General features: G+C 72.0%; 16 protein-coding genes, 1 other RNA gene and 1 pseudogene. 7 read left to right on the top strand and 11 right to left on the bottom strand.

Annotation, left to right across the window (positions count from 1 at the left end):
* Positions 1-40: 40 nt before the first annotated feature.
* The 5 genes from B5557_RS31945 to B5557_RS44545 all read left to right on the top strand — a co-directional run bounded on the left by B5557_RS31945 (position 41) and on the right by B5557_RS44545 (position 4992).
* A complete protein-coding gene (locus tag B5557_RS31945; protein WP_079662694.1) occupies positions 41-1276 on the top strand; it encodes an acetyl-CoA C-acyltransferase in 1236 nt (411 codons plus the stop codon).
* Positions 1273-2196 (top strand): SDR family NAD(P)-dependent oxidoreductase, encoded by a 924-nt coding sequence (locus tag B5557_RS31940; RefSeq protein ID WP_079662693.1) that lies wholly within the window; start codon positions 1273-1275, stop codon positions 2194-2196. Before B5557_RS31945 ends, B5557_RS31940 begins: the two co-directional genes overlap by 4 nt.
* Entirely contained in the window at positions 2193-3029 is an 837-nt protein-coding gene (locus B5557_RS31935; protein WP_197697266.1) for a DUF1295 domain-containing protein, read from the top strand. The genes B5557_RS31940 and B5557_RS31935 overlap by 4 nt, the downstream gene beginning before the upstream one ends.
* Positions 3030-3061: 32 nt before the next feature.
* On the top strand, positions 3062-4057 hold the full coding sequence (locus tag B5557_RS31930) for a quinone oxidoreductase family protein (RefSeq protein ID WP_231976103.1): 996 nt from the start codon (positions 3062-3064) through the stop codon (positions 4055-4057).
* Between the two features lie 176 nt (positions 4058-4233).
* Positions 4234-4992, top strand: coding sequence for an alcohol dehydrogenase catalytic domain-containing protein (locus B5557_RS44545; RefSeq protein WP_159424458.1), 759 nt, complete (start codon positions 4234-4236; stop codon positions 4990-4992).
* Between the two features lie 99 nt (positions 4993-5091).
* On the opposite strand, the gene B5557_RS31920 is transcribed toward B5557_RS44545, so the two are convergent.
* The 10 genes and pseudogenes from B5557_RS31920 to B5557_RS31870 form a co-directional block, all read right to left on the bottom strand.
* On the bottom strand, positions 5092-5772 hold the full coding sequence (locus tag B5557_RS31920; protein WP_079662691.1) for a response regulator transcription factor: 681 nt from the start codon (positions 5770-5772) through the stop codon (positions 5092-5094).
* On the bottom strand, positions 5769-7043 hold the full coding sequence (locus B5557_RS31915) for a sensor histidine kinase (protein WP_079662690.1): 1275 nt from the start codon (positions 7041-7043) through the stop codon (positions 5769-5771). The genes B5557_RS31920 and B5557_RS31915 overlap by 4 nt, the downstream gene beginning before the upstream one ends.
* A gap of 110 nt (positions 7044-7153) precedes the next feature.
* A complete protein-coding gene (locus B5557_RS31910) occupies positions 7154-9364 on the bottom strand; it encodes an MMPL family transporter (protein WP_159424457.1) in 2211 nt (736 codons plus the stop codon).
* Positions 9365-9767: 403 nt separating this feature from the next.
* A complete protein-coding gene (locus B5557_RS31905) occupies positions 9768-10412 on the bottom strand; it encodes a transposase (RefSeq protein WP_159424456.1) in 645 nt (214 codons plus the stop codon).
* A gap of 307 nt (positions 10413-10719) precedes the next feature.
* Positions 10720-11124: RNase P RNA component class A (gene rnpB / locus B5557_RS31900), an RNA gene on the bottom strand.
* Between the two features lie 136 nt (positions 11125-11260).
* Positions 11261-11980, bottom strand: a pseudogene (locus tag B5557_RS46370) (DMT family transporter); the annotation flags it as partial.
* A gap of 88 nt (positions 11981-12068) precedes the next feature.
* On the bottom strand, positions 12069-12893 hold the full coding sequence (locus B5557_RS31885) for a helix-turn-helix domain-containing protein (RefSeq protein ID WP_231976102.1): 825 nt from the start codon (positions 12891-12893) through the stop codon (positions 12069-12071).
* Positions 12894-12928: 35 nt separating this feature from the next.
* Entirely contained in the window at positions 12929-13438 is a 510-nt protein-coding gene (locus tag B5557_RS31880; protein WP_079665120.1) for a TetR/AcrR family transcriptional regulator, read from the bottom strand.
* Positions 13439-13457: 19 nt separating this feature from the next.
* Positions 13458-13937: a DUF4260 family protein gene (locus tag B5557_RS31875; RefSeq protein ID WP_079662686.1), complete on the bottom strand. Its 480-nt coding sequence runs from the start codon at positions 13935-13937 to the stop codon at positions 13458-13460.
* A 237-nt stretch (positions 13938-14174) separates the two neighbouring features.
* A complete protein-coding gene (locus B5557_RS31870) occupies positions 14175-15674 on the bottom strand; it encodes an RNB domain-containing ribonuclease (RefSeq protein ID WP_079662685.1) in 1500 nt (499 codons plus the stop codon).
* A gap of 78 nt (positions 15675-15752) precedes the next feature.
* Here B5557_RS31870 and yaaA point away from each other — a divergent pair, with 78 nt between their 5' ends.
* Both yaaA and eda read left to right on the top strand, forming a co-directional pair.
* Positions 15753-16544: a peroxide stress protein YaaA gene (gene yaaA / locus B5557_RS31865; protein ID WP_079662684.1), complete on the top strand. Its 792-nt coding sequence runs from the start codon at positions 15753-15755 to the stop codon at positions 16542-16544.
* 124 nt (positions 16545-16668) lie between these two features.
* Positions 16669-17337, top strand: coding sequence for a bifunctional 4-hydroxy-2-oxoglutarate aldolase/2-dehydro-3-deoxy-phosphogluconate aldolase (gene eda, locus B5557_RS31860; RefSeq protein ID WP_079665119.1), 669 nt, complete (start codon positions 16669-16671; stop codon positions 17335-17337).
* Here the strand turns inward: eda and B5557_RS31855 are convergent.
* A complete protein-coding gene (locus B5557_RS31855; RefSeq protein WP_079662683.1) occupies positions 17309-18751 on the bottom strand; it encodes a bifunctional RNase H/acid phosphatase in 1443 nt (480 codons plus the stop codon). The two genes, eda and B5557_RS31855, sit on opposite strands and share 29 nt — an antisense overlap.
* Between the last annotated feature and the right edge of the window lie 25 nt (positions 18752-18776).

The following is an 18776-nucleotide window of genomic DNA, read 5'->3' as shown; positions in this document are numbered from 1 at the left end:
AAGTGAAGTTCGCTATGGTCCTTCCGCATGAGGAGCCGCCATGCTCGCGACCGCACCACCCCGATCCCCCGAGGCACTCGTCCTCGACTATGTCCGCACGCCGCGCGGCCGAGCCTCCACCAAGGGCTCCCTGCGCAGCCGTAGTCCTGTCGAGCTCGTCGTCCATCTCCAACGCCACCTCGCCGAGCGCACGAGCCTGGACACCGATCAAGTAGAGGACGTCGTTCTCGGCTGCGCGTCGCAGGTCGACGAGCAGGGCGCCAATCTGGCGCGTACCTCGGCCCTACTGGCCGGGTGGGGGGAACGCGCGCCTGGCGCCACCCTCAACCGTTTTTGTGCCTCGGGGGTGGACGCCGTCGGCCAGACAGCGGCCCGGGTCCGTTCGGGCGATCTGGACCTGGCCGTGGCGGGCGGTGTGGAGAGCGTGTCGCGAGTCCCGATGTTCGCCGACCGCGGCCCGCTGTGGACAGACGCCGATACCGTGGGACGCATCGGCTCAGTCCACATGGGCATCGCCGCGGACCTCAACGCGACCCTCGAGGGCTACACCCGCGAGGAACTGGACGCCTACGGCCTGGAGACCCAGTCCAAGGCGGCCCGTGCGTGGGAGCGCAAGGCATTCTCCCGCTCCCTCGTCCCGCTCCCGCCCGATACCGCAGGGCTCGCCCTCGACCACGACGAGCTGGTGCGCCCGGGCACGACCCTCGAAACACTCGCCGGGCTCTCCCCCGCCTTCGCGGAGCTCGGCGCCCAGGGCCAGGACTCGATCGCGCTGAAGGCCCACCCCGTCGCGGAGCGGATCGAGCACCTGCATACCGCCGGCACCTCACCCGCCATGGCCGACGGCGCCGCCCTGCTCCTGATCGGGAACGAAGCGGCGGCCCGCCGTACGGGACTGCGGCCCCGTGCCCGGATCCTGGCCGCCGCGACGGCCGCCGTGAATCCCGTGATCATGCTGACGGCAGGGCAGAGCGCCGTCGAGAAGGTCATCGCGCGCGCCGGCCTCACGGCGTCCGACATCGACGTCTTCGAATTCGCGGAAGCGTTCTCGGCACTGTGCCTGCGCTTCCGCCGTGACCTGGACGCCGGCCCCGACCGAATGAATCCCAACGGCGGCACCATGGCCATGGGGCACGCCTTCGGCGCCACGGGCGCCATCCTCGTCGGCAGTTGCGTCGAGGAGCTGGAAGAACGCGAAGGCCGCTACGGCGTGGCGACCGTCTCCGGAGCCGCCGGGCTCGGCGTCGCCGTGCTCATCGAAAGGATCTCTCAGTGAACGGCCTCAAGGACCGTGTCGTCATCGTCACCGGCGCAGGAAAGGGCCTCGGGCGTGCCTTCGCCCTTGACCTGGCCGCCCGCGGCGCACGGGTGATCGTCAACAACCGCAACCGGCAGGTCGACGAGAACGGCCTCGGCCCCGCCGACCACGTCGTCCGCGAGATCCAGGCGGCGGGCGGGACAGCCGTCGCCGACCACGGCGCGGTCGAGGATCCCGCCACCGCCGACCGCCTCGTGGCCACGGCCCTGGAACACTGGGGACGACTCGACGGCCTGGTCACCAGCGCCGCCGTGAGCGGCCCACAGATGCTCCACAGCACCACCCCGGAGAACTTCGCGAACGTCCTGGCCGTCAACGTCACAGGAACCGTCCTCGTCACGACGGCCGCCTCCCGGGTCATGCGTCAGGCGGGCCACGGACGGATCGTCCTGATCGCCTCCACCGCCGGACTGTACGGCGAGCCCACGGTCTCCGCCTACGCCGCCAGCAAGGGCGCCGTCATCGCACTCGGCCGCACGGCCGCAGTGGAGGGCGAACGCCGGGGAGTGCTCACCAACGTCGTTCTGCCCTACGCCACCACCCAGATGACCGCAGGGGCCATGGACCCGACCTATGTCGATCTCATGAGCGCGGAGTCGGTGGCCCCGCTGGTCAGCTCGCTGATCGACCCCCGCTCCACCGCCAACGGCCAGGTCATCGTCGCCGCCGCCGGAAGCATCAGGGCGGCCGATGCCATTGAAGGCGCCACGGTGCGACTGCCCGACGGCCCCCTTGACCCCAGCATCCTGGAGGGCGTGCTCAAGACCAGCCGGGATGGAGTGCAGCACACCTTCCCCGAGGCACAGGCGGCGTTCCAGGACTTCGCGGCCGACGTCGCCCAGCAGGGCTCCTCCGCGCACGAGGAGAGCACTCCGTGAACGACCTCTCCTGGGACAGCTTCGCCCTGAACCTGGTGTGGTGTGTAGTCGCCGTGGTCGTCTTCTTCGGCACGATCATGGCGGTCGCCATCCGCATCCGCAATCAGTCGATCATCGACATCTTCTGGGGACCGGGCTTCGTCGTCCTCGCGTTCGTCAGCTTCCTCGCCTCCGCCGGATCCGGCGGCGACACCACACGGCGTGGCGTGGTGCTCGCCCTCACCGCGCTGTGGGGACTACGGCTCGGCATCTACATCGCCAACCGCAACCGTGGGCACGGCGAGGACAAGCGCTACACCGCCCTCATGCGGCACCAGACCGGATCACTCGTCGGGTTCCTTATACGCAAGATCTACGGTCTGCAGGGCGTAGTCCTCTTCGTCGTCTCGCTCCCCGTGCAACTCGCGATGTATGAGAGGTCGTCCCTCGGCCCTGTGGCCTGGACCGGTGTCGCCATCTGGGTCGTCGGCTTCCTCTTCGAGGCCGTCGGCGACGCCCAGCTGGCACGCTTCAAGAAGGACCCCGCCAACGCGGGCCAGGTCATGGACCGGGGACTGTGGGCCTGGACCCGGCACCCCAACTACTTCGGAGACTCCTGTGTCTGGGTCGGACTGTGGCTGCTGGCTCTCGGCCACTCGATCGGTCTCCTGACAGTCGTCTCGCCCGTCGTCATGACGATGATGTTGCTCAACTACAGCGGCAAGGCACTGCTGGAAAAGGGGATGCGCAAGCGCCGCGGCGCCGCGTACGAGGACTACGTGGCGCGCACCAGCGGTTTCTTCCCGCTGCCGCCCCGGCGGCGGGCCCGGTATCAGCATCACCTACACCTTTGATGGCCTGCATCATGATCTATCCCGAGGAGCCCATGATGACCGATTCGATGCCCGCTCTCGTCGGCGGTGTCGCCCCCGACTGGGAGCTGCGCGACGTGCCCGTGCCGACGCCAGAGCCAGGACAGGTCCTCGTCTGCGTGCATGCCGCCGGGATCAACCGTGCGGACTTGCTCATGCTGGAAGGCACCTATAACCCGGGCGCAGGCACGAGCAGCGCCTACACGGCGGGCCTGGAGCTCGCCGGGGAGGTGGTCGCGCTCGGCAAGGGCGTAACTTCCCTCGCCGTCGGCGACCGGATCATGGGCGTGACGCTCGGCACTTTCGCCCGCTACGCACTGCTCGACCACCGCCACCTCGTCCGCATCCCCGAGCCGATGGGCTGGACCGATGCCGCCGCACTGCCGGTCGGCCTCCTCACCGGACACGACGCCCTGGTCACCCAGGCGGGCTTCACGGCAGGCCAAGATGTGCTGATCCTGGGCGCCACCACCGCCGTCGGGCTGCTCGCCGTGCAGCTCGCCAAGGCTCTCGGCGCCGGAACCGTGATCGGCACCACCACCTCGGCCGGCAAGGCCGACGTCATCACCAGGGCCGGCGCCGACCTCGTCATCGACACCTCCACCACCGACCTGCGCGCCGCCGTACTGGAAGCGACCAGCGGCGTCGGCGTCGACATCGTCCTCGACCACCTCGGAGGCGAGCCCTTCGCCTCGTGCCTTGGCGCAACGAGGATCGGCGGCACTGTCGTCAACATCGGCCGCCTGGCCGGACAGCACGCCACCATCGACCTCAACGAGCTGGCCTTCCGCCGCCTTCGGGTACGGGGCACCACCTTCAGCGTGCGCGGCCCCGACGAACTCGCCGCAGCCTGGTCTGCCCTCGCCACCGACGTCAGCCCCCTCGTCGCCGACGGCCGGATCGAGCCGGTGATCGACCGGGTCTTCCCACTCGCCGACGCCAAGGCGGCCGCCGACCATCTGCGCGCGAACCGCTCGGTCGGCAAGGTCGTACTCCAGGTCCCGCAGTAGCGCCGCAGCCCGCCGATGGGCCGGCGGGCCGGCAGGTCCGGGTGTCCAGACCGCAATCCGAGCGTCTTCGACTGGATCGGGTGGGACCTGTGCTCCGGCGGCGCCGGTGTCGTACTCGACCTCGTCACCGGCCCGGCCCCGCTTCCGGGTTGTGCGCCATTCCGTCTACTGAACTGGTGCCCGCCGGCGGACAGGTCCTCATCGAGGTAACCGCGGCAGTGGTCAACTACGTCGACGCACTCATGGTGTTGGGCCGCAACCAGATCACGCCACCCACCCCGTTCACGCCGGGCATCGACATCGCGGGGACGATTGTCGCGGCCGGGCCCGACTGCGAACCCTTCGCGGTCGGCGACCGCGTACACGGCCTGGCCCCCTTCGGCGGATTCGCCCAGCGGGTCGCGGCGGACGAAACAGCGCTGCGCCCGACCCCCGACGGTCTGCCGTCGGACCTTGCCGCCACCGCCGGCACCACATACCGGACCAAGATCGACGCCCTGACCTCAGTGGCCAAACTCCAACCGGGCGAGGACCTTGTGATCCTTGGCGCCGCGGGCGCGGTGGGGTCGGCCGCCATCAGCATCGGCAAAGCGCAGGGCGCCCGCGTCATCGCCTGCGCGTCGACAGCGGTGGCACCGGCAGCAGCGGCCGAACCGCGGCCCACTCCGCGTCCGTCCGCCGGAGAACGCCGATGGCGAGGGTCCAAGGTCAGCGAGTCCGACCTGGAGGTCTTCTACGTCATCGCCCACACCAAGGCGCACGACGTCCGCTGGGACCTCAGCCTGGACTGGTCCAGCGGCAGCCGCCGCGGCACCGTCCACATCGACAACGACGGCACCCCGTTCCGCACCAGCGCCGACATGACCGTCCGGGCTACGACTACCTGCTGGGCGGCGGTGAGTGGATCAAACGGGAGGGCTGATCGGGAGGGCTGATCCGGGCGGTGGACCGCGCCGGAACCTGCCGGAGGCCACCCCGGTGCCCGCTCGCAAGGCCGCGTAGCACCGCGGGGTCGTGCCCACGGCGTGCCCGGGTCAGGGCACGGGCGGGCCGGGCTGTACGAGGCCCGACTGGTAGGCCATGACGACGAGTTGGGCGCGGTCGCGGGCACCCAGTTTCGTCATGGCTCGGTGAATGTGGGTGCGCGCGGTGAGCGGGCTGACGGTGAGGGCCTCGGCGATCTCGGTGTTGGACTTCCCCTCCGCGGCCAGGGCCATGACCTCGCGTTCGCGGACCGTGAGCTCTGCGAGGCGTTCCGGGGGTGCGAGCTGGGTGCCGGGGGCGGGGGTGGTGAGGAAGCGGGTGATGAGGGTGCGGGTGGCCGCGGGTGACAGGAGGGCTTCGCCGGAGGCCACGGTGCGCAGGCCGGCCAGGAGGGCGTCGGCGGTGACGTCCTTGCCGAGGAAGCCGCTGGCACCGGCGCGCAGCGCCAGGGCGACGTAGTCCTCGGTCTCGAAGGTGGTGAGGATGAGGACGCGGGTGGCGGCCAGGCCGGGGTCGGCGCAGATGGCGGACGTGGCGGCGAGGCCGTCCGTGCCCGGCATGCGGATGTCCATGAGGACGATGTCGGGGTGGTGGGCGCGGGTCAGTTCCACCGCCTCGGCGCCGTCGGAGGCTTCGCCGACCACCTCCATGTCGTCGCAGGAGTCGATCAGGATCCGGAAGGTGGCCCGCAGCAGGGCCTGGTCGTCGGCGAGCAGGACCCGGATGCTCATGGCGTCTTGCTTTCTTCGGCGGAGGAGGAGGAGGGCTGGAGGGGCAGCGCGGTCGTGACCTCGAAGCCGCCCTCCGGGCGGGGGCCCGCGCGCAGTTCGCCGCCGATGGAGTGGGCGCGTTCGCGCATGCCCATGACGCCGAAGCCCCGGCTCGGGGCGCCCTCGGGACCGCGGGTGGCGGCCGGCCCGTCGTTGGTGACCGTGATCAGCAGACGGGAGCCGGAGTAGGCGAGCCGTACGTGGGCGGCCTCCGCGGCGGTGTGCTTGGTGACGTTGGTGAGTGCCTCCTGCACGATCCGGAACGCGGTCAGGTCCACCCCCGGGGAGAGCGGTCGCGGCTCCCCCTCCGTGCTGACCGTGACGGTGAGTCCGGCGGACGCGCACGCCGAGACCAGCTCGGGCAGGCGGGCGAGGCCGGGGGACGGCTCCAGCGGTGCGGAGTGGGGGTCGTCGTTGTGGCGCAGGAGTCCCAGCGTGGCCTTCAGTTCCCGCAGTGCGGAGGAGGTGGTGCCGGTCAGGTCGGTGAGGATCTTCTTGGTCTGCTCGGGACTGGTGAGGGCGAGGTGGGCGGCGGTGCCGGCCTGGGCGTTGGCCAGGGCCAGGTGGTGCGCCACGACATCGTGCAGTTCGTGGGCGATGCGCATGCGTTCCTCGGTGACGCGCAGCCGTGCCTCCTCCTCCCGCGTGCGCTCGGCGTGTTCGGCACGGGCCTGCACCGCCTTCAGGTAGGCGCGCCGCAGCCGGGTCATGTTGCCGGCGGCGAGGGGCAGCAGCAGCCAGAGGAACGGGCCGATCGTCCTGAGCAGCGGCGAGACGTGGCCCATGGAACCGGAGAACCCGGCCGCGACCATCACCGCCACCATGGTGGTGACGCCGTGGACGCGGGTGGTCCTGCGGTCGGTCTGCGTGGCCAGCCAGTAGAGCGCCGCCATGAGGGGGGCCAGCAGCAGGGGGGTGAGCAGGTACCCGAGCGCGACGACGATCACCGTGCAGACCGCGGTCACGGCGACGGCCGTACGCGGGTGGCTGCGGTGTTTCAGCAGGGCGAGGCAGGACACGCCCATGAGAAGGGTGGCGGCCCAGTCCTGGCCGGGCGGTTCGGCGCCGGGCAGGGTGAGGTGGCTGCCGAGGGTCGCGCAGCCCATCAGCGCCAGGACCAGCACGACGTCCACGGCGAGGGGGCAGCGGTCCGCGTACTGCTCCAGGCGGCCCGTGTAGCGGCGTTCCAGGCTGGTTCCCGCGGCGGCCGGACTGGTGCTGCTGGTGCTCATCGTGCTCTCCGGTGGGTGGGCTGGGTCCATCGTGGACGCCTCCGGGTACGAACGGCGACGGGGCCGCCCGTGTCGTTGGCCACGGGCGGCCCCAGGGCGGGGCGGTGGTGTCAGGGGCGCGCCACCGCCAGGTCGGCCGCCTCATCCGGGGCCGGGTCCGCCTCGGCGCGGCGGCTGAGCGCCTCGCCCTCCACGTCGAGGCTCGGCAGGAGCCGGTCCAGCCACTTCGGTAGCCACCAGGCCTTGTCACCGAGCAGGGCCAGCACGGCGGGCACGATCGCCATTCGTACGACGAAGGCGTCGAAGAGGACGGCGGAGGCCAGTCCGAACCCGATCATCTTGATCATGGAGTCGCTCTCGCCGATGAACCCGGCGAACACCGCGATCATGATCAGCGCGGCGGCCACGACCACCCGGGCGCTGTGCTGAAAGCCGGACGTGACCGCCTGGCGGGGCGGCTCGCCGTGGACGTAGGCCTCCCGCATCCGCGAGACGAGGAACACCTCGTAGTCCATGGCCAGGCCGAAGACGATGCCCACCAGGAAGATCGGCATCAGGCTCATGATCGGCCCGGTCTGGTCCACGCCCAGCAGTCCGGCGCCGTGGCCCTGCTGGAAGACCAGCACGACCACGCCGAGGGAGGCCAGCACCGACAGCAGGAAGCCGAGGGCCGCCTTGAGCGGGACGAGGAGGGACCGGAAGACCACCATCAGGAGGACGACGGCCAGGCCGACCACGACCAGGAGATACGGGACGAGGGCGGCCTGCACCTTGTCGGCGATGTCGATGTTCCGCGCGGTGGTGCCGGTGACCTCGAAGGACGCCCCGGTCGTGGACTCGACCCCGGGACGCTCGCCCCGGATGGTCTGCACCAGTTCCTTGGTCCTCTCGTCGGTCGGCGCGGTGGAGGGCACCACCGAGATGACCGCGGTGTCACCGGCGGCGTTGAAGCGGGCCGGGGAGACGGACACGACGCCCTTCGTGGCGGCGATCTTCTCGGACACCGTCCGCGCCGCGCCCTTCGGGTCGGCGTCGCCCTTGGCGTCCACGACGACGGTCAGCGGTCCGTTGAAGCCGGGGCCGAAGCCCTTGGCGAGGTCGTCGTAGGCCCGGCGCTCGGTGGTGGAGGTCGGCTTGGCCTCGTCCCCGGGCATGCCCAGCTGCAGGGACGTCGCCGGCACCGCGAGGGCCCCGAGGCCCACCACTCCGAGGAGCAGCACGGGCACGGGACGGCGCAGCACGAACCACGCCCAGCGGGTGCCCCCGTTGTCCCGGGTGCTCTCCTCGACACGGCCGCTCCTGCGGGCCTTCCGCGTGAGCACCGCGTTCGGCCAGAAGCCGAGGACCGCCGGGACCAGCGTCAGAGCGACGGACACGGCGACGACCACCGCGCCCGCCGCGGCCAGACCCATCTTGGTGAGCATCGGGATGCCGACCACCGCGAGCCCGGCCAGGGCGATGACGACGGTGAGCCCCGCGAAGACGACCGCGGAACCGGCCGTCCCGACCGCCAGCCCGGCCGCCTCCTGGGCCGTACGGCCCTTGGCTCGCTCCTCCCGGTACCGGGAGACGACGAACAGGGCGTAGTCGATGCCGACGGCGAGGCCCAGCATCATCGCCAGGGTGCCGGTCGTCGTGGACAGGCCGAGCGCGTGGGACAGGGCCAGGATCGTGGCCATGCTGACGCCGACGCCGACGACGGCGGTGAGCAGCGGCAGCCCGGCGGCGGCCAGGGAGCCGAAGGTGACCAGCAGCACGACGGCGGCTATCGCGATACCGATCACCTCGGCGGCCCCGCCCGCGCCGCCGCGGGCGTTCATCGCGGTCCCGCCGGCCTCGACGGTCAGCCCGGAGTGGCGGGCCTCGTCGACGGTCCGCTCCAGGTGGGTCCTACTTGTGTCGGTGAGGTCGTTGGACTTGACCTTGTAGGTGACGGTCGCGTACGCCGTCGTACCGTCCTTGCTGACCGCCTTCGCCCGGAACGGGTCGACGGCGCTCGCCACCTGGGTGCCGTCGGCCAGCTCGGCGACGGCCTTCTCGACGGCCTGCTTGTTCTCGGCGGCGGTCACCTTCTCCCCGCTCGGCGCGACGAAGACGACCCGGGCGGTCGCGCCGTCGGGGATGGTGCCGGGGAAACGCTCCTGGAGCAGGTCGAACGCCTTCTGGGATTCGATGCCCGGCATGGAGAACCCCTCGTCGGTGGCCCCCGGGGCCCTGAGGGCGCCCAGTCCGACAGCGGCCAGGACGGCCGCCCAGACCAGAGCGACGTACCAGCGTCGCCGGAAGGCCAGACGGCCCACTCGATACAGGAAAGTAGCCACGGCAGGGATCTCCACATCTGGTGCCGACTGTCCGCCCAGGCTCCCCGGCGCCGGGCTGTCCTGTCGTCGTGCGCCTGCCGACATCCCCGCTACTGAGAACGCAGTACGGACCGGCCGGCAGATCCTCCGCGGGTACTACGGGGGGTGCTGCCATATCGGCCCGAGGTCTTCGTCACCCGCGGCACGGCCTCCGCCGATCGAGCTCGCCTGAGCGCTGCTCCCGAAACACAGGGACCAGGTGCGGCCGGCCCGGTCGTCTGAGCAGGTGGCCCCGGTCGGAGCCGGAGGCACGGGGACTTGGTGGTGAACAGGAACTCGTACCGGGCTGGCGCGGTAGCGCTGCGGTCGAAGGCGAAACGCCTGGTCGCGCGGGGTTGGCTGGCCGAGCCTGCGCCGGGCCGATTCATGCTCGCCCGCGCTGTGGCTGGGCCAGGCGGCGGGTCATGAGCCCGGTCATCGACCAGTAGATCATCGCCTCGGCGCTGGTGGTGCGGCACTCGAAGTCGCGGACCAGGCGGCGGCTTCGCATCAGGTGGGCGGGAGGCGCTCGACGATCCACCGCTTGTGCAGCACCACGAAGCCTCGCATGTCGTCGCTGCGTTTGACGATCGACAGGACCAGGGCGAACGCGGCCAGGCAGTGCTCGACGAGGCTGCCGGTGGGTGTAGCCGCCGTCTGCCCAGACCAGGGCCAACCGGTGGTGCGCGTCGGCCACCTGCTCGAGCAGGACCTTCGCGGCGGTGCGGTCGCCGACATCCGCGGCGGTGACCATCACCGCAAGGAGCAGGCCGAGGGGGTCGACCACGACGTGGCGCTTGCGCCCGTTGATCAGCTTGCCGCCGTCGAAGCCGCGGCTGTCCGATCCGACGACGGCATCCGCCTTGACCGACTGGGAGTCGATCACCGCGGCCGTCGGCTCCGCATCACGGCCCAGCTTCTTGCGGACCCGTCCGCGCAGCCGGCCGTGGAACTCCCTGACCAGGCCATGGTCACGCCAGCGGCGGAAGAACGCATAGACCCGGTCCCACGGCGGGAAGTCGGCGGGCATCGCCCGCCACTTGATCCCGTTGTCCACTAGTTAGTTCAGTCAACACACCCACCCCGCGAACGCGGCATCAGTCCGCTCCGCGAGGGACACACCGGACGATACTGTCGACCTCGCCCGAGGCCTCCCGTCCCGCCCTTCGCCGCCTTCCAACTCACCTCATGCCCGCAAGTTGCCCGATATGCCCTATCCGCCTGACAGCGAGCCAGACGGGTCGGACAATACACGAGGGCGAATTCGCCCCGGATTCGACCCGAGCAGTTTGTTCAATGACTAAACATGGCCTCTGACCTACGGAAATAAGGAGCGGCAGACGAGTCGGGCTGTACGCCGGGTTCTGTTCCGAGGGGTCTCGCGACGTCCTCGGCGACGGCCATCCATCTAGGACCGGCGTTGCCGCCGGCCTCGTGCGGTCTACCCGCGGACTCGGGCGGGCAGCCCTCGAACGTCCGCGCAGAGCCGCGTTTTACGGCGGCTCCTTTTGACCTTGCTCCGGGTGGGGTTTACCTAGCTGCCCAGGTCGCCCTGGGCACTGGTGGTCTCTTACACCACCGTTTCACCCTTACCGGGGGCCGAAGCCCTCGGCGGTCTGTTTTCTGTGGCACTGTCCCGCGGGTCACCCCGGGTGGCCGTTAGCCATCACCCTGCCCTGTGGAGCCCGGACGTTCCTCGGGAAGCCCCTAAGGGGACTCCACGCGGCCGTCCGCCCGGCTCGTCTGCCGTGTCGACCATGTTACCGGGCGCGGGTCCTCCTTCCGTCCCGCCGGTCCGGTCGACGGTCCCGCCGCCGTTGCCAGGACCGAGCCCGCCAGGATCAGGGTGAAGGCGGCGATGATCGTCGGGGTCAGGGGCTCGTCGAGGAACAGGGCTCCGGCCGCCACCGCTACCGCCGGGTTGACGTAGGTGAAGACCATCGCGCGAGTGGGGCCCGCCTCCTTGATCAGTTCCAGGAAGGCGACGAAGGCGAGCGCCGTGCAGATCACGCCCAGGCAGATGAGGGCGGTCAGGACCGACGCGGACGGCGTCTGCGCAGGCCAGGTCGCTGCCGCCGCGGGCGCGTAGACCAGGGCCGCCAGCGCCAGGCAGGGCGCGGTGAGCTGGAGGGTCGGCACGTCCTTCAGCCAGCGTGCCGCGATCAGGGGCGCCGTCGCGTATCCCAGCACCGTCAGGAACACCTCCCCCAGGGAGCGGGCGTCACCGCCGGTGAGATGCCTCACGGTGAGGACGGCGACGCCCGCCAGGCCCAGGGCCAGCCCCGTCATCCGGCGTAGGCCCAGGCGTTCCGTGTGGCCGAAGAAGCGGGCCAGGACGAGGCCGACGATCGGTACGCCCGCGATCAGCAGGCCTGCCGTCGAGCTGGACAGATGGCGCTCGGCGTCCGTGAGCGTGAACCACGGGACGAGGATCTCGATGCACGCGAAGGCCAGCATGGGCAGCCAGTGGGTACGGACGGTGCGGAACAGGCCGCCGCCGCGCAGCGCGAAGGGGAGCAGGAGGGCGGCGCCCAGGGCGCAGCGCGTGAACACCACCATGGACGGTGACAGTGGGGCGTGCACCGCCACCTTGATCATCAGGTAGGGGATGCCCCACACCACTCCCATCAGGGAGAACAGGAACCAGCCGCGTGCAGTCATGCGGGGAGTGTCGGCCGGATCCCGGTCAGGTGTCTTGAACGCTGTTGCGGTACGCCGCCGGCGTCACGCCCATGACGCGGCGGAACCAGCGGGTGAGGTGGGCCTGGTCCGCGAAGCCGACCAGGGAGGCCACCTCGGCCGGGCGCAGGCCGGCCTCCAGCAGGGCTCTCGCCCTGGTCACCCGGTACTGGGCCAGCCAGGCGTAGGGCGGTATGCCGGTCGTCGTACGGAAGGCGCGCAGGAGTTGGTAGCGGGACAGGCCCAGGTCGGCGGCGAGGTCGGAGAGGGAGGGCGGGGTGAGGAGTTCGTCGGCGAGACGGTCGCGGACGGCGTGGGTGATGCGCTCGGCGCCGGGGATCGTGTCGCACACCGGGCGGGCCGTGGAGTGACGGCGGGCCAGGGCGGTCAGCAGCCATGGGAGGCGGGACTCGACCTCCAGCGGGTCGGGGCAGGCGGCCAGGTCCGTGTGGGCGCGGGCCAGGGCGACAGCCAGTTCGGGGTCGTCGATGACGGGTTCGTGGAAGTGCGGGAGGCCACCGCCGACGGCGCCGTCCGTCAGTAGCGACACCGGCGCGTAGAGGGCGCGGTAGGCGTAGCCTCCGTCGGGGGTTCCCGGGCCGCCGGTGTGCATCTCGCCGGGGGCGAGGACGACGATGGAGCCGGGACCGAGGCGAAGGCGGCCGCCGCGGTAGTCGATGACCTCGGAGCCGCCCACGCACACGCCGACGTTGAGCTCCTCGTGGGCGTGCGGGGCGTAGACGTGCCGTTCGAAGCGGGCGGTGAGCAGGTCCAGGGGCGGGCCGCAGCGGCCCAGCCGGGCCCTCGTCCACGATGCCTGTTCACGGCTCACGCGCCACCCCCATGTGCTGTCGGCCCCTGCTGCTCCTACGGGTGCAACGCCTTCAGGCCGCGGTTCCATGCCGCCGGGAGGTCGGCGTCGTCCGGAAAGCGGCCGTGGATCTCCAGGATCACCATGCCGTGGGCGAAGGCCCAGGTCGCGCGGGCCAGGTCGAGGTCGCCGCCGCAGGCCCGCAGCAGCGGCATCGCGGCCCGGTCCTCCAGGCCGGGCGGGAGCGCGGCGCGGGGCAGGGGGCGTTCCGTGGCCAGGCAGTACAGGTGGGGGTGGGCGAGCGCGTACGTCCGGTACGCCCGCGCCAGCGCGGTGAGCGAGCCGGGTTCGTGTTCCTCCGCCGTCTCCAGGGCCGCCGCCGACTCCTGGAGCAGCTGGGCCGTCAGCTCGACCTCGACGGCGTGCTTGTCGGGGAAGTGCTTGTAGAGGGAGGGTGCCTTGATGCCGAGGTGGTCGGCCAGGGCGCGCATGGTGAGCGCGGCGGGCCCGGCCTCCTCCAGGAGGGTCCGGGCGGCCGTCGCGATCTCTCGGGCGCGCGGGGTCAGTCGTTCGGACAGCAGCTGGTCAGCCACGCTGGAAGCCCTCCTTCGTGCGCAGTCCGTAGCCGAAGGCGCGATCGTACGAGATGTGCGCGGCCCAGCCGCACAGGGCGGCGAAGAGCGGGGCCCAGGTGAACGGGGCGAAGGCGTAGAGGGCCATGAGCGCGAGCGGGACGAGGGCGCGGTGCATCGCGTTGTAGTACGGCACCGCGCGGGGCGGGAGCTGGCCCTTCGCCATGCGGGGCGCGTCGTCGAGGGCTACGAGGAAGGTCAGGTCCGGGGCGATGAAGAAGGCGAAGGCGAGGGTTCCGGCGAGCCAGCCGTGGTTGACGCCCTCCAGGACCGCGAACGCCGACCAGAACAGCGCGCCCGCGAGCCAGGCGGTGCGGCGGACGAGAGTGAGGGGGGAGCGGGTGGCGGTGGCGGGCGCGCCGGTCGGGGTGACCGTGGCCGTCTTGGCGGTCGTGTCCGTCTCGACTGTCTTGGCTGCGGTGGTAGTGCTCATGGCTGCTGCCTCCTCGGGCATGCGTTCCACATTCCATCTCTGGCTAACACCGTTAGCCCCAACAGTCGGAACTGTAGGGCTAACGGTGTTAGCCGTCAAGGAGTCCAGCGGCGGACGCGGGGGACGGCCTTGCGGACGACACCCTGGAGGCGGTGCTGGAGCGCTGGTTCGACGCGCCCGTCTCCTGACGGCGAACGCGCAGGGCAGGGCTGTCGGGCGCCCTTCGGGGCAGGGCTGTCAGGCGGGTGTGAAGCGGATCGTCGGCACCGTCGGATCGGCCTCCGTGAGGCGAACGCGCAGCCGCCCGCCCAGTGGAAGAGGAGTGCCGGTCTCACCGGTCTCACCGGCCTCACCGGCCTCACCGGTCTCGCCGGTCTCGCCGGTCTCGCCGGTGTCGACGCGGCCGATGACCGCCGGGGAGTCCAGCTGGACGGTGCCGGCGGTCGGTCGGCGCTCGTCCACGTCCACCACATGGCCGTCGAACACCTCGCCAACCCGGTTCTTCAGCAGTGCGGCCTCGACGATGTCGACGCAGCCGCGCTCGACGGCGTTGGCGCGGCGGCCGCCCTCCGCCATCTCCTTCGGCAGGGCGTCGAGCTCGGCGAGCACCCAGTCGGGCGGGGCGTGGCCGGCGACGGCCGCGAGGCAGAGCTCGGTGGTGTGACGGTCGGCGAGGCGGCGGAGCGGGGCCGTGCAATGGCTGTACGGGGCGGCGACGGCCGCGTGGGTGGTGATGGCGGGGAGTCTTCCGTCGCGGAACACGGTGTAGCCGGCGCCCCGCAGCAGGGTCGTGCACTCCTGGAGGAAGGCCGCGTGGCGCGGCTCGTGCGGGTCGAGGGAGCGGATGAGCCGCGCGTACGAGACGTGGTGCGGCCAGTCGATGCGCAGGGCGTGCGCGGTGCGGCGCAGGCGGCCCACCGCTCCGTCGGGAGCGGCGGGGAGTGTGCGCAGGACGCCCGTGCCCGAGGCGAGCATGAGCTCTGCCGCGGCCATCCCGGTGAGGAGGGAGAGCTGCGCGTTCCAGCCCTCGGCGGGCAGCGGGGCACGGTAGGTCAGCTCGTAGGCGTGGTCGTGCTCGACGACCTCCTGCTCGGGCACGCCCAGGGAGATCCCGCCCCGCTCGGCTTCCAGCCCCTCTCTCAACTTCCCTACGATGGAGAGGAGTTGGATCGGTTCCTCGGCTGTTCCCGCGTCGATCTGCTGCTGCACGCCCGCGTAGTCGAGCTTGGCGCGGCTGCGGACGAGGGCGCGGCGCACGTCGACGGCGACGGTACGGCCGTCCGCGTCGAGGTCGACGGTCCACAGGGCGGCCGGGCGGTCGTGGCCGGGCAGCAGACTGGCGGCGCCCTCGCTCAGCACGGCCGGGTGCAGCGGGACCTTGCCGTCGGGAAAGTACAGGGTGTTCACCCGGCGGTGCGCCTCGGCGTCCAGCCGTCCGCCGGGGACGACGAACGCGGCGAGGTCGGCGATGGCGTACCGGACGCGGTAGCCGGCGCCCTGCCGGGAGAGGTGCAGCGCCTGGTCGAGGTCGGTGGAGGTGGGAGGGTCGAGGGTGACGAAGGGGATGTCGGTGGCGTCGTACGAGGGCAGGGACGGGGCCTTGGCGACCCGCTCCGCCTCGGCGAGGACCGCGAGCGGGAAGGCGGCCGGAGCGCCGAGTCTCTTGCGCAGTGCGGTGAGGGCGGCCCGGAGGGGGGCTTCGGGCGCGCCGGTCACGCGGATGGGGCGGCGGGGCATGCAACGAATGTAGGACCGGGTGCGCCGGGCGGCACGTCGTACGCTGGCGCGGCAGAGCTCTACCGAAGGAGATCCACCGTGCTGGTCCTGTTGCCGCCCTCCGAAGGCAAGGCGTCCTCCGGGCGTGGCGCCCCGCTCAAGCCGGAGGGACTCTCCCTGCCGGGGCTCGGCGCCGCTCGCGAGGCCGTCCTCGACGAGTTGGTGGAGCTGTGCGTGGCCGACGAGGACAAGGCGCGCGAGGTGCTCGGGCTGAGCGAGGGGCTGCGCGGCGAGGTCGCCAAGAACACGGAGCTGCGTACGGCGGGCGCGCGGCCGGCCGGGGAGATCTACACCGGTGTCCTGTACGACGCCCTCGGCCTGGCCTCCCTCGACGCGGCGGCGAAGAGGCGCGCGGGCCGGTCGCTGCTGGTGTTCTCCGGGTTGTGGGGAGCCGTCCGGGTGACGGACCGTATCCCGTCGTACCGCTGCTCGATGGGGGTGAGGCTGCCGGGGCTGGGGGCGCTGGGCGCGCACTGGCGCACGCCGATGGCGTCGGTGCTGCCCGAGGTGGCCGGGGGCGGGCTGGTGCTGGACCTGCGGTCGGCCGCGTATGCGGGCGCGTGGAAGCCGAAGGGCGAGGTCGCGGGGCGGACGGCGAGCGTGCGGGTGCTGCATGCGCCGACCCGGAAGGTCGTCAGCCACTTCAACAAGGCGACGAAGGGGCGGATCGTCCGGAGTCTGCTGACGGCGGGCATCGCTCCCAAGGGTCCGGCCGAGTTGGTGGAGGCGTTGCGGGACCTCGGGTACGTGGTGGAGGAGCAGGCGCCCTCGCGGGCGAAGGCCGGGACGACGGCCTGGACGCTGGACGTGCTGGTGGACGACGTGCACTGACTTTGCGCGGGACGTGCACTGACTTTGCGCGGACTCCTACCGGAACACAACCAACCCACCAGCTACGTTGCAGCATGCGCAATGACCTTTGCGCATGCTGCGCACCGCGGGCAGGATGAGGCGCATGACCTCACCGCTGCCCTCGTCGTCGGCTGCCTCGGTACTGGAGCTGGCGCCGGCTCCTGTCGTGCCCGTGGTGGTCGTCGAGGACGCCGCCGACGCCGTACCGCTGGCGCGGGCACTGGTGGCGGGCGGGCTGACCGCGATCGAGGTGACGCTGCGGACTCCTGCCGCGCTCGACGCGATCCGGGAGATCTCCGGGGCGGTCCCGGAGGCGGTCGTCGGGGCCGGCACGGTGATCACGCCGCAGCAGGTGACGGCGTGCGGGGCGGCCGGGGCACGGTTCCTGGTGAGCCCGGGCTGGACGGACGCCCTGCTGACGGCGATGCGGGCGTCCGGGCTGCCCTTCCTACCCGGGGTGTCGACCACCTCGGAGGTGGTGGCGCTGCTCGAGCGGGGGGTGCGGGAGATGAAGTTCTTCCCGGCGCAGGCGGCGGGCGGTACGGCCTATCTGCGGTCGCTCGCCGGACCGCTCCCCCAGGCCCGCTTCTGCCCGACGGGCGGGATCGGCCCGGACAACGCGCCGGAGTACCTGGCACTGCCCAACGTCGGCTGCGTGGGCGGGAGTTGGATGGTACCGGCGGACGCGGTCACGGCCCGGGACTGGGCCCGGATCGAGGGCCTCGCCCGGACCGCCTCGTACCTCAGGGCCGAAGGTGGGACGTGTCGTTGAGAAGTCGGACGCTGGCGTTGCCGTCCGCGTAGTAGGCCACCGCCGACAGCGAGGCCGCCGACAGTTCCATGCGGAACAGCGACTCGGGCGGGGCGCCCAGGGCGAGCCGTACGAACGTCTTGATCGGCGTGACGTGGGTGACCAGCAGGACCGTGCGGCCCGCGTACGCCGCGACCAGTTTGTCGCGGGTGGCGGCGATCCGGGTGGCGGTCGCCGCGAAGCTCTCGCCGCCGCCGGTCGGCTCGGCCTCCGGGTCGGCCAGCCAGGCGTTCAGGTCGTCGGGGTAGCGCTCGCGGACCTCGCCGAAGGTCAGCCCCTCCCAGGCTCCGAAGTCCGTCTCGATCAGCCCGTCCTCGACGGTGACCTCCAGACCGAGGCGGGCGGCGACGGCTCCCGCGGTCTCGCGGGTGCGGGCGAGCGGGGAGGCGAGGATGTGCTGGATGGTCCCGCGCCGGGCGAGCGCGGCGGCGGCCCGCTCGGCCTGCTCCCGGCCGACGTCCGAGAGGGAGGGATTGGTGCCGCCGCTCCCGGAGAACCGCTTCTGCGGAGTGAGCGGCGTCTCCCCGTGCCGCAGCAACACAAAGGTCGCCGGCGCCCCAAGATCAGGTGCCGCCCCCCACCCGACGGAGGGAGCGGCGGAGGCGGCGGGGGCAGAGGCCGCGGGGGCCGGGGCAGAGGTGGCGGGGGCCGGGGCAGAGGCCGCGGGGGCCGGGGCAGAGGCGGCGGAGGGAGCAACGGGGGATGCGGCCGGGGCGGCGACAGTACGGGCGGCGCGACGGTCGGCGTCGGTCTTCGGGCCGGTTTCCTGGGAGGTTTCCGTAAGGGTTTCCCGGGCCGGGCCGGCGGACTCCTGTGCCTCGGTGCGGGAGCGGGACAGGGCCGCTCGGGCCTTTGCCGCGCCTGCGGTGGCGTCGCCGGGCGGGCCGGAGGGGGCGGGGGCGGCCGGGGGCGCGGTGGTGCGGGCGTCGAGCGCGGCGCGGGACGCGCCGGCGTCCCACTGTTCGCCGCGCCTGCCCGCGTCCATCGCCTCGTTCGCCAGGCGGTCGGCGTGCTTGTTCTGCTCGCGCGGGATCCACTCGTAGGTCACCTGGCCGGGCGGGAGGACCCGGGCCGCCTCCGCGGCGAGCGGCTTCATGTCGGGGTGCTTGATCTTCCAGCGGCCCGACATCTGCTCGACGACCAGCTTGGAGTCCATGCGCACGCGCACCGTGGCCGTCGGGTCGAGGTCCCGGGCGGCCCGCAGGCCGGCCACCAGTCCCCGGTACTCGGCGACGTTGTTGGTGGCGACGCCGATGTACTCGGCCCGCTCGACGAGGGTCTCCCCCGTCGCCGCATCGATCACCACGCTGCCGTAGCCCGCGGGCCCCGGGTTACCCCGCGACCCGCCGTCGGCCTCGACGATGAACTCCCGCACGACGTAAGCCCCTTACCGTTCGAAA

Origin of the sequence: Streptomyces sp. 3214.6 (genome assembly GCF_900129855.1) — a bacterium.
Taxonomy (GTDB): domain Bacteria; phylum Actinomycetota; class Actinomycetes; order Streptomycetales; family Streptomycetaceae; genus Streptomyces; species Streptomyces soliscabiei.
The sequence above is the reverse complement of the archived record's forward strand: the minus strand, read 5'-3'. Positions and strand labels throughout refer to the sequence as shown.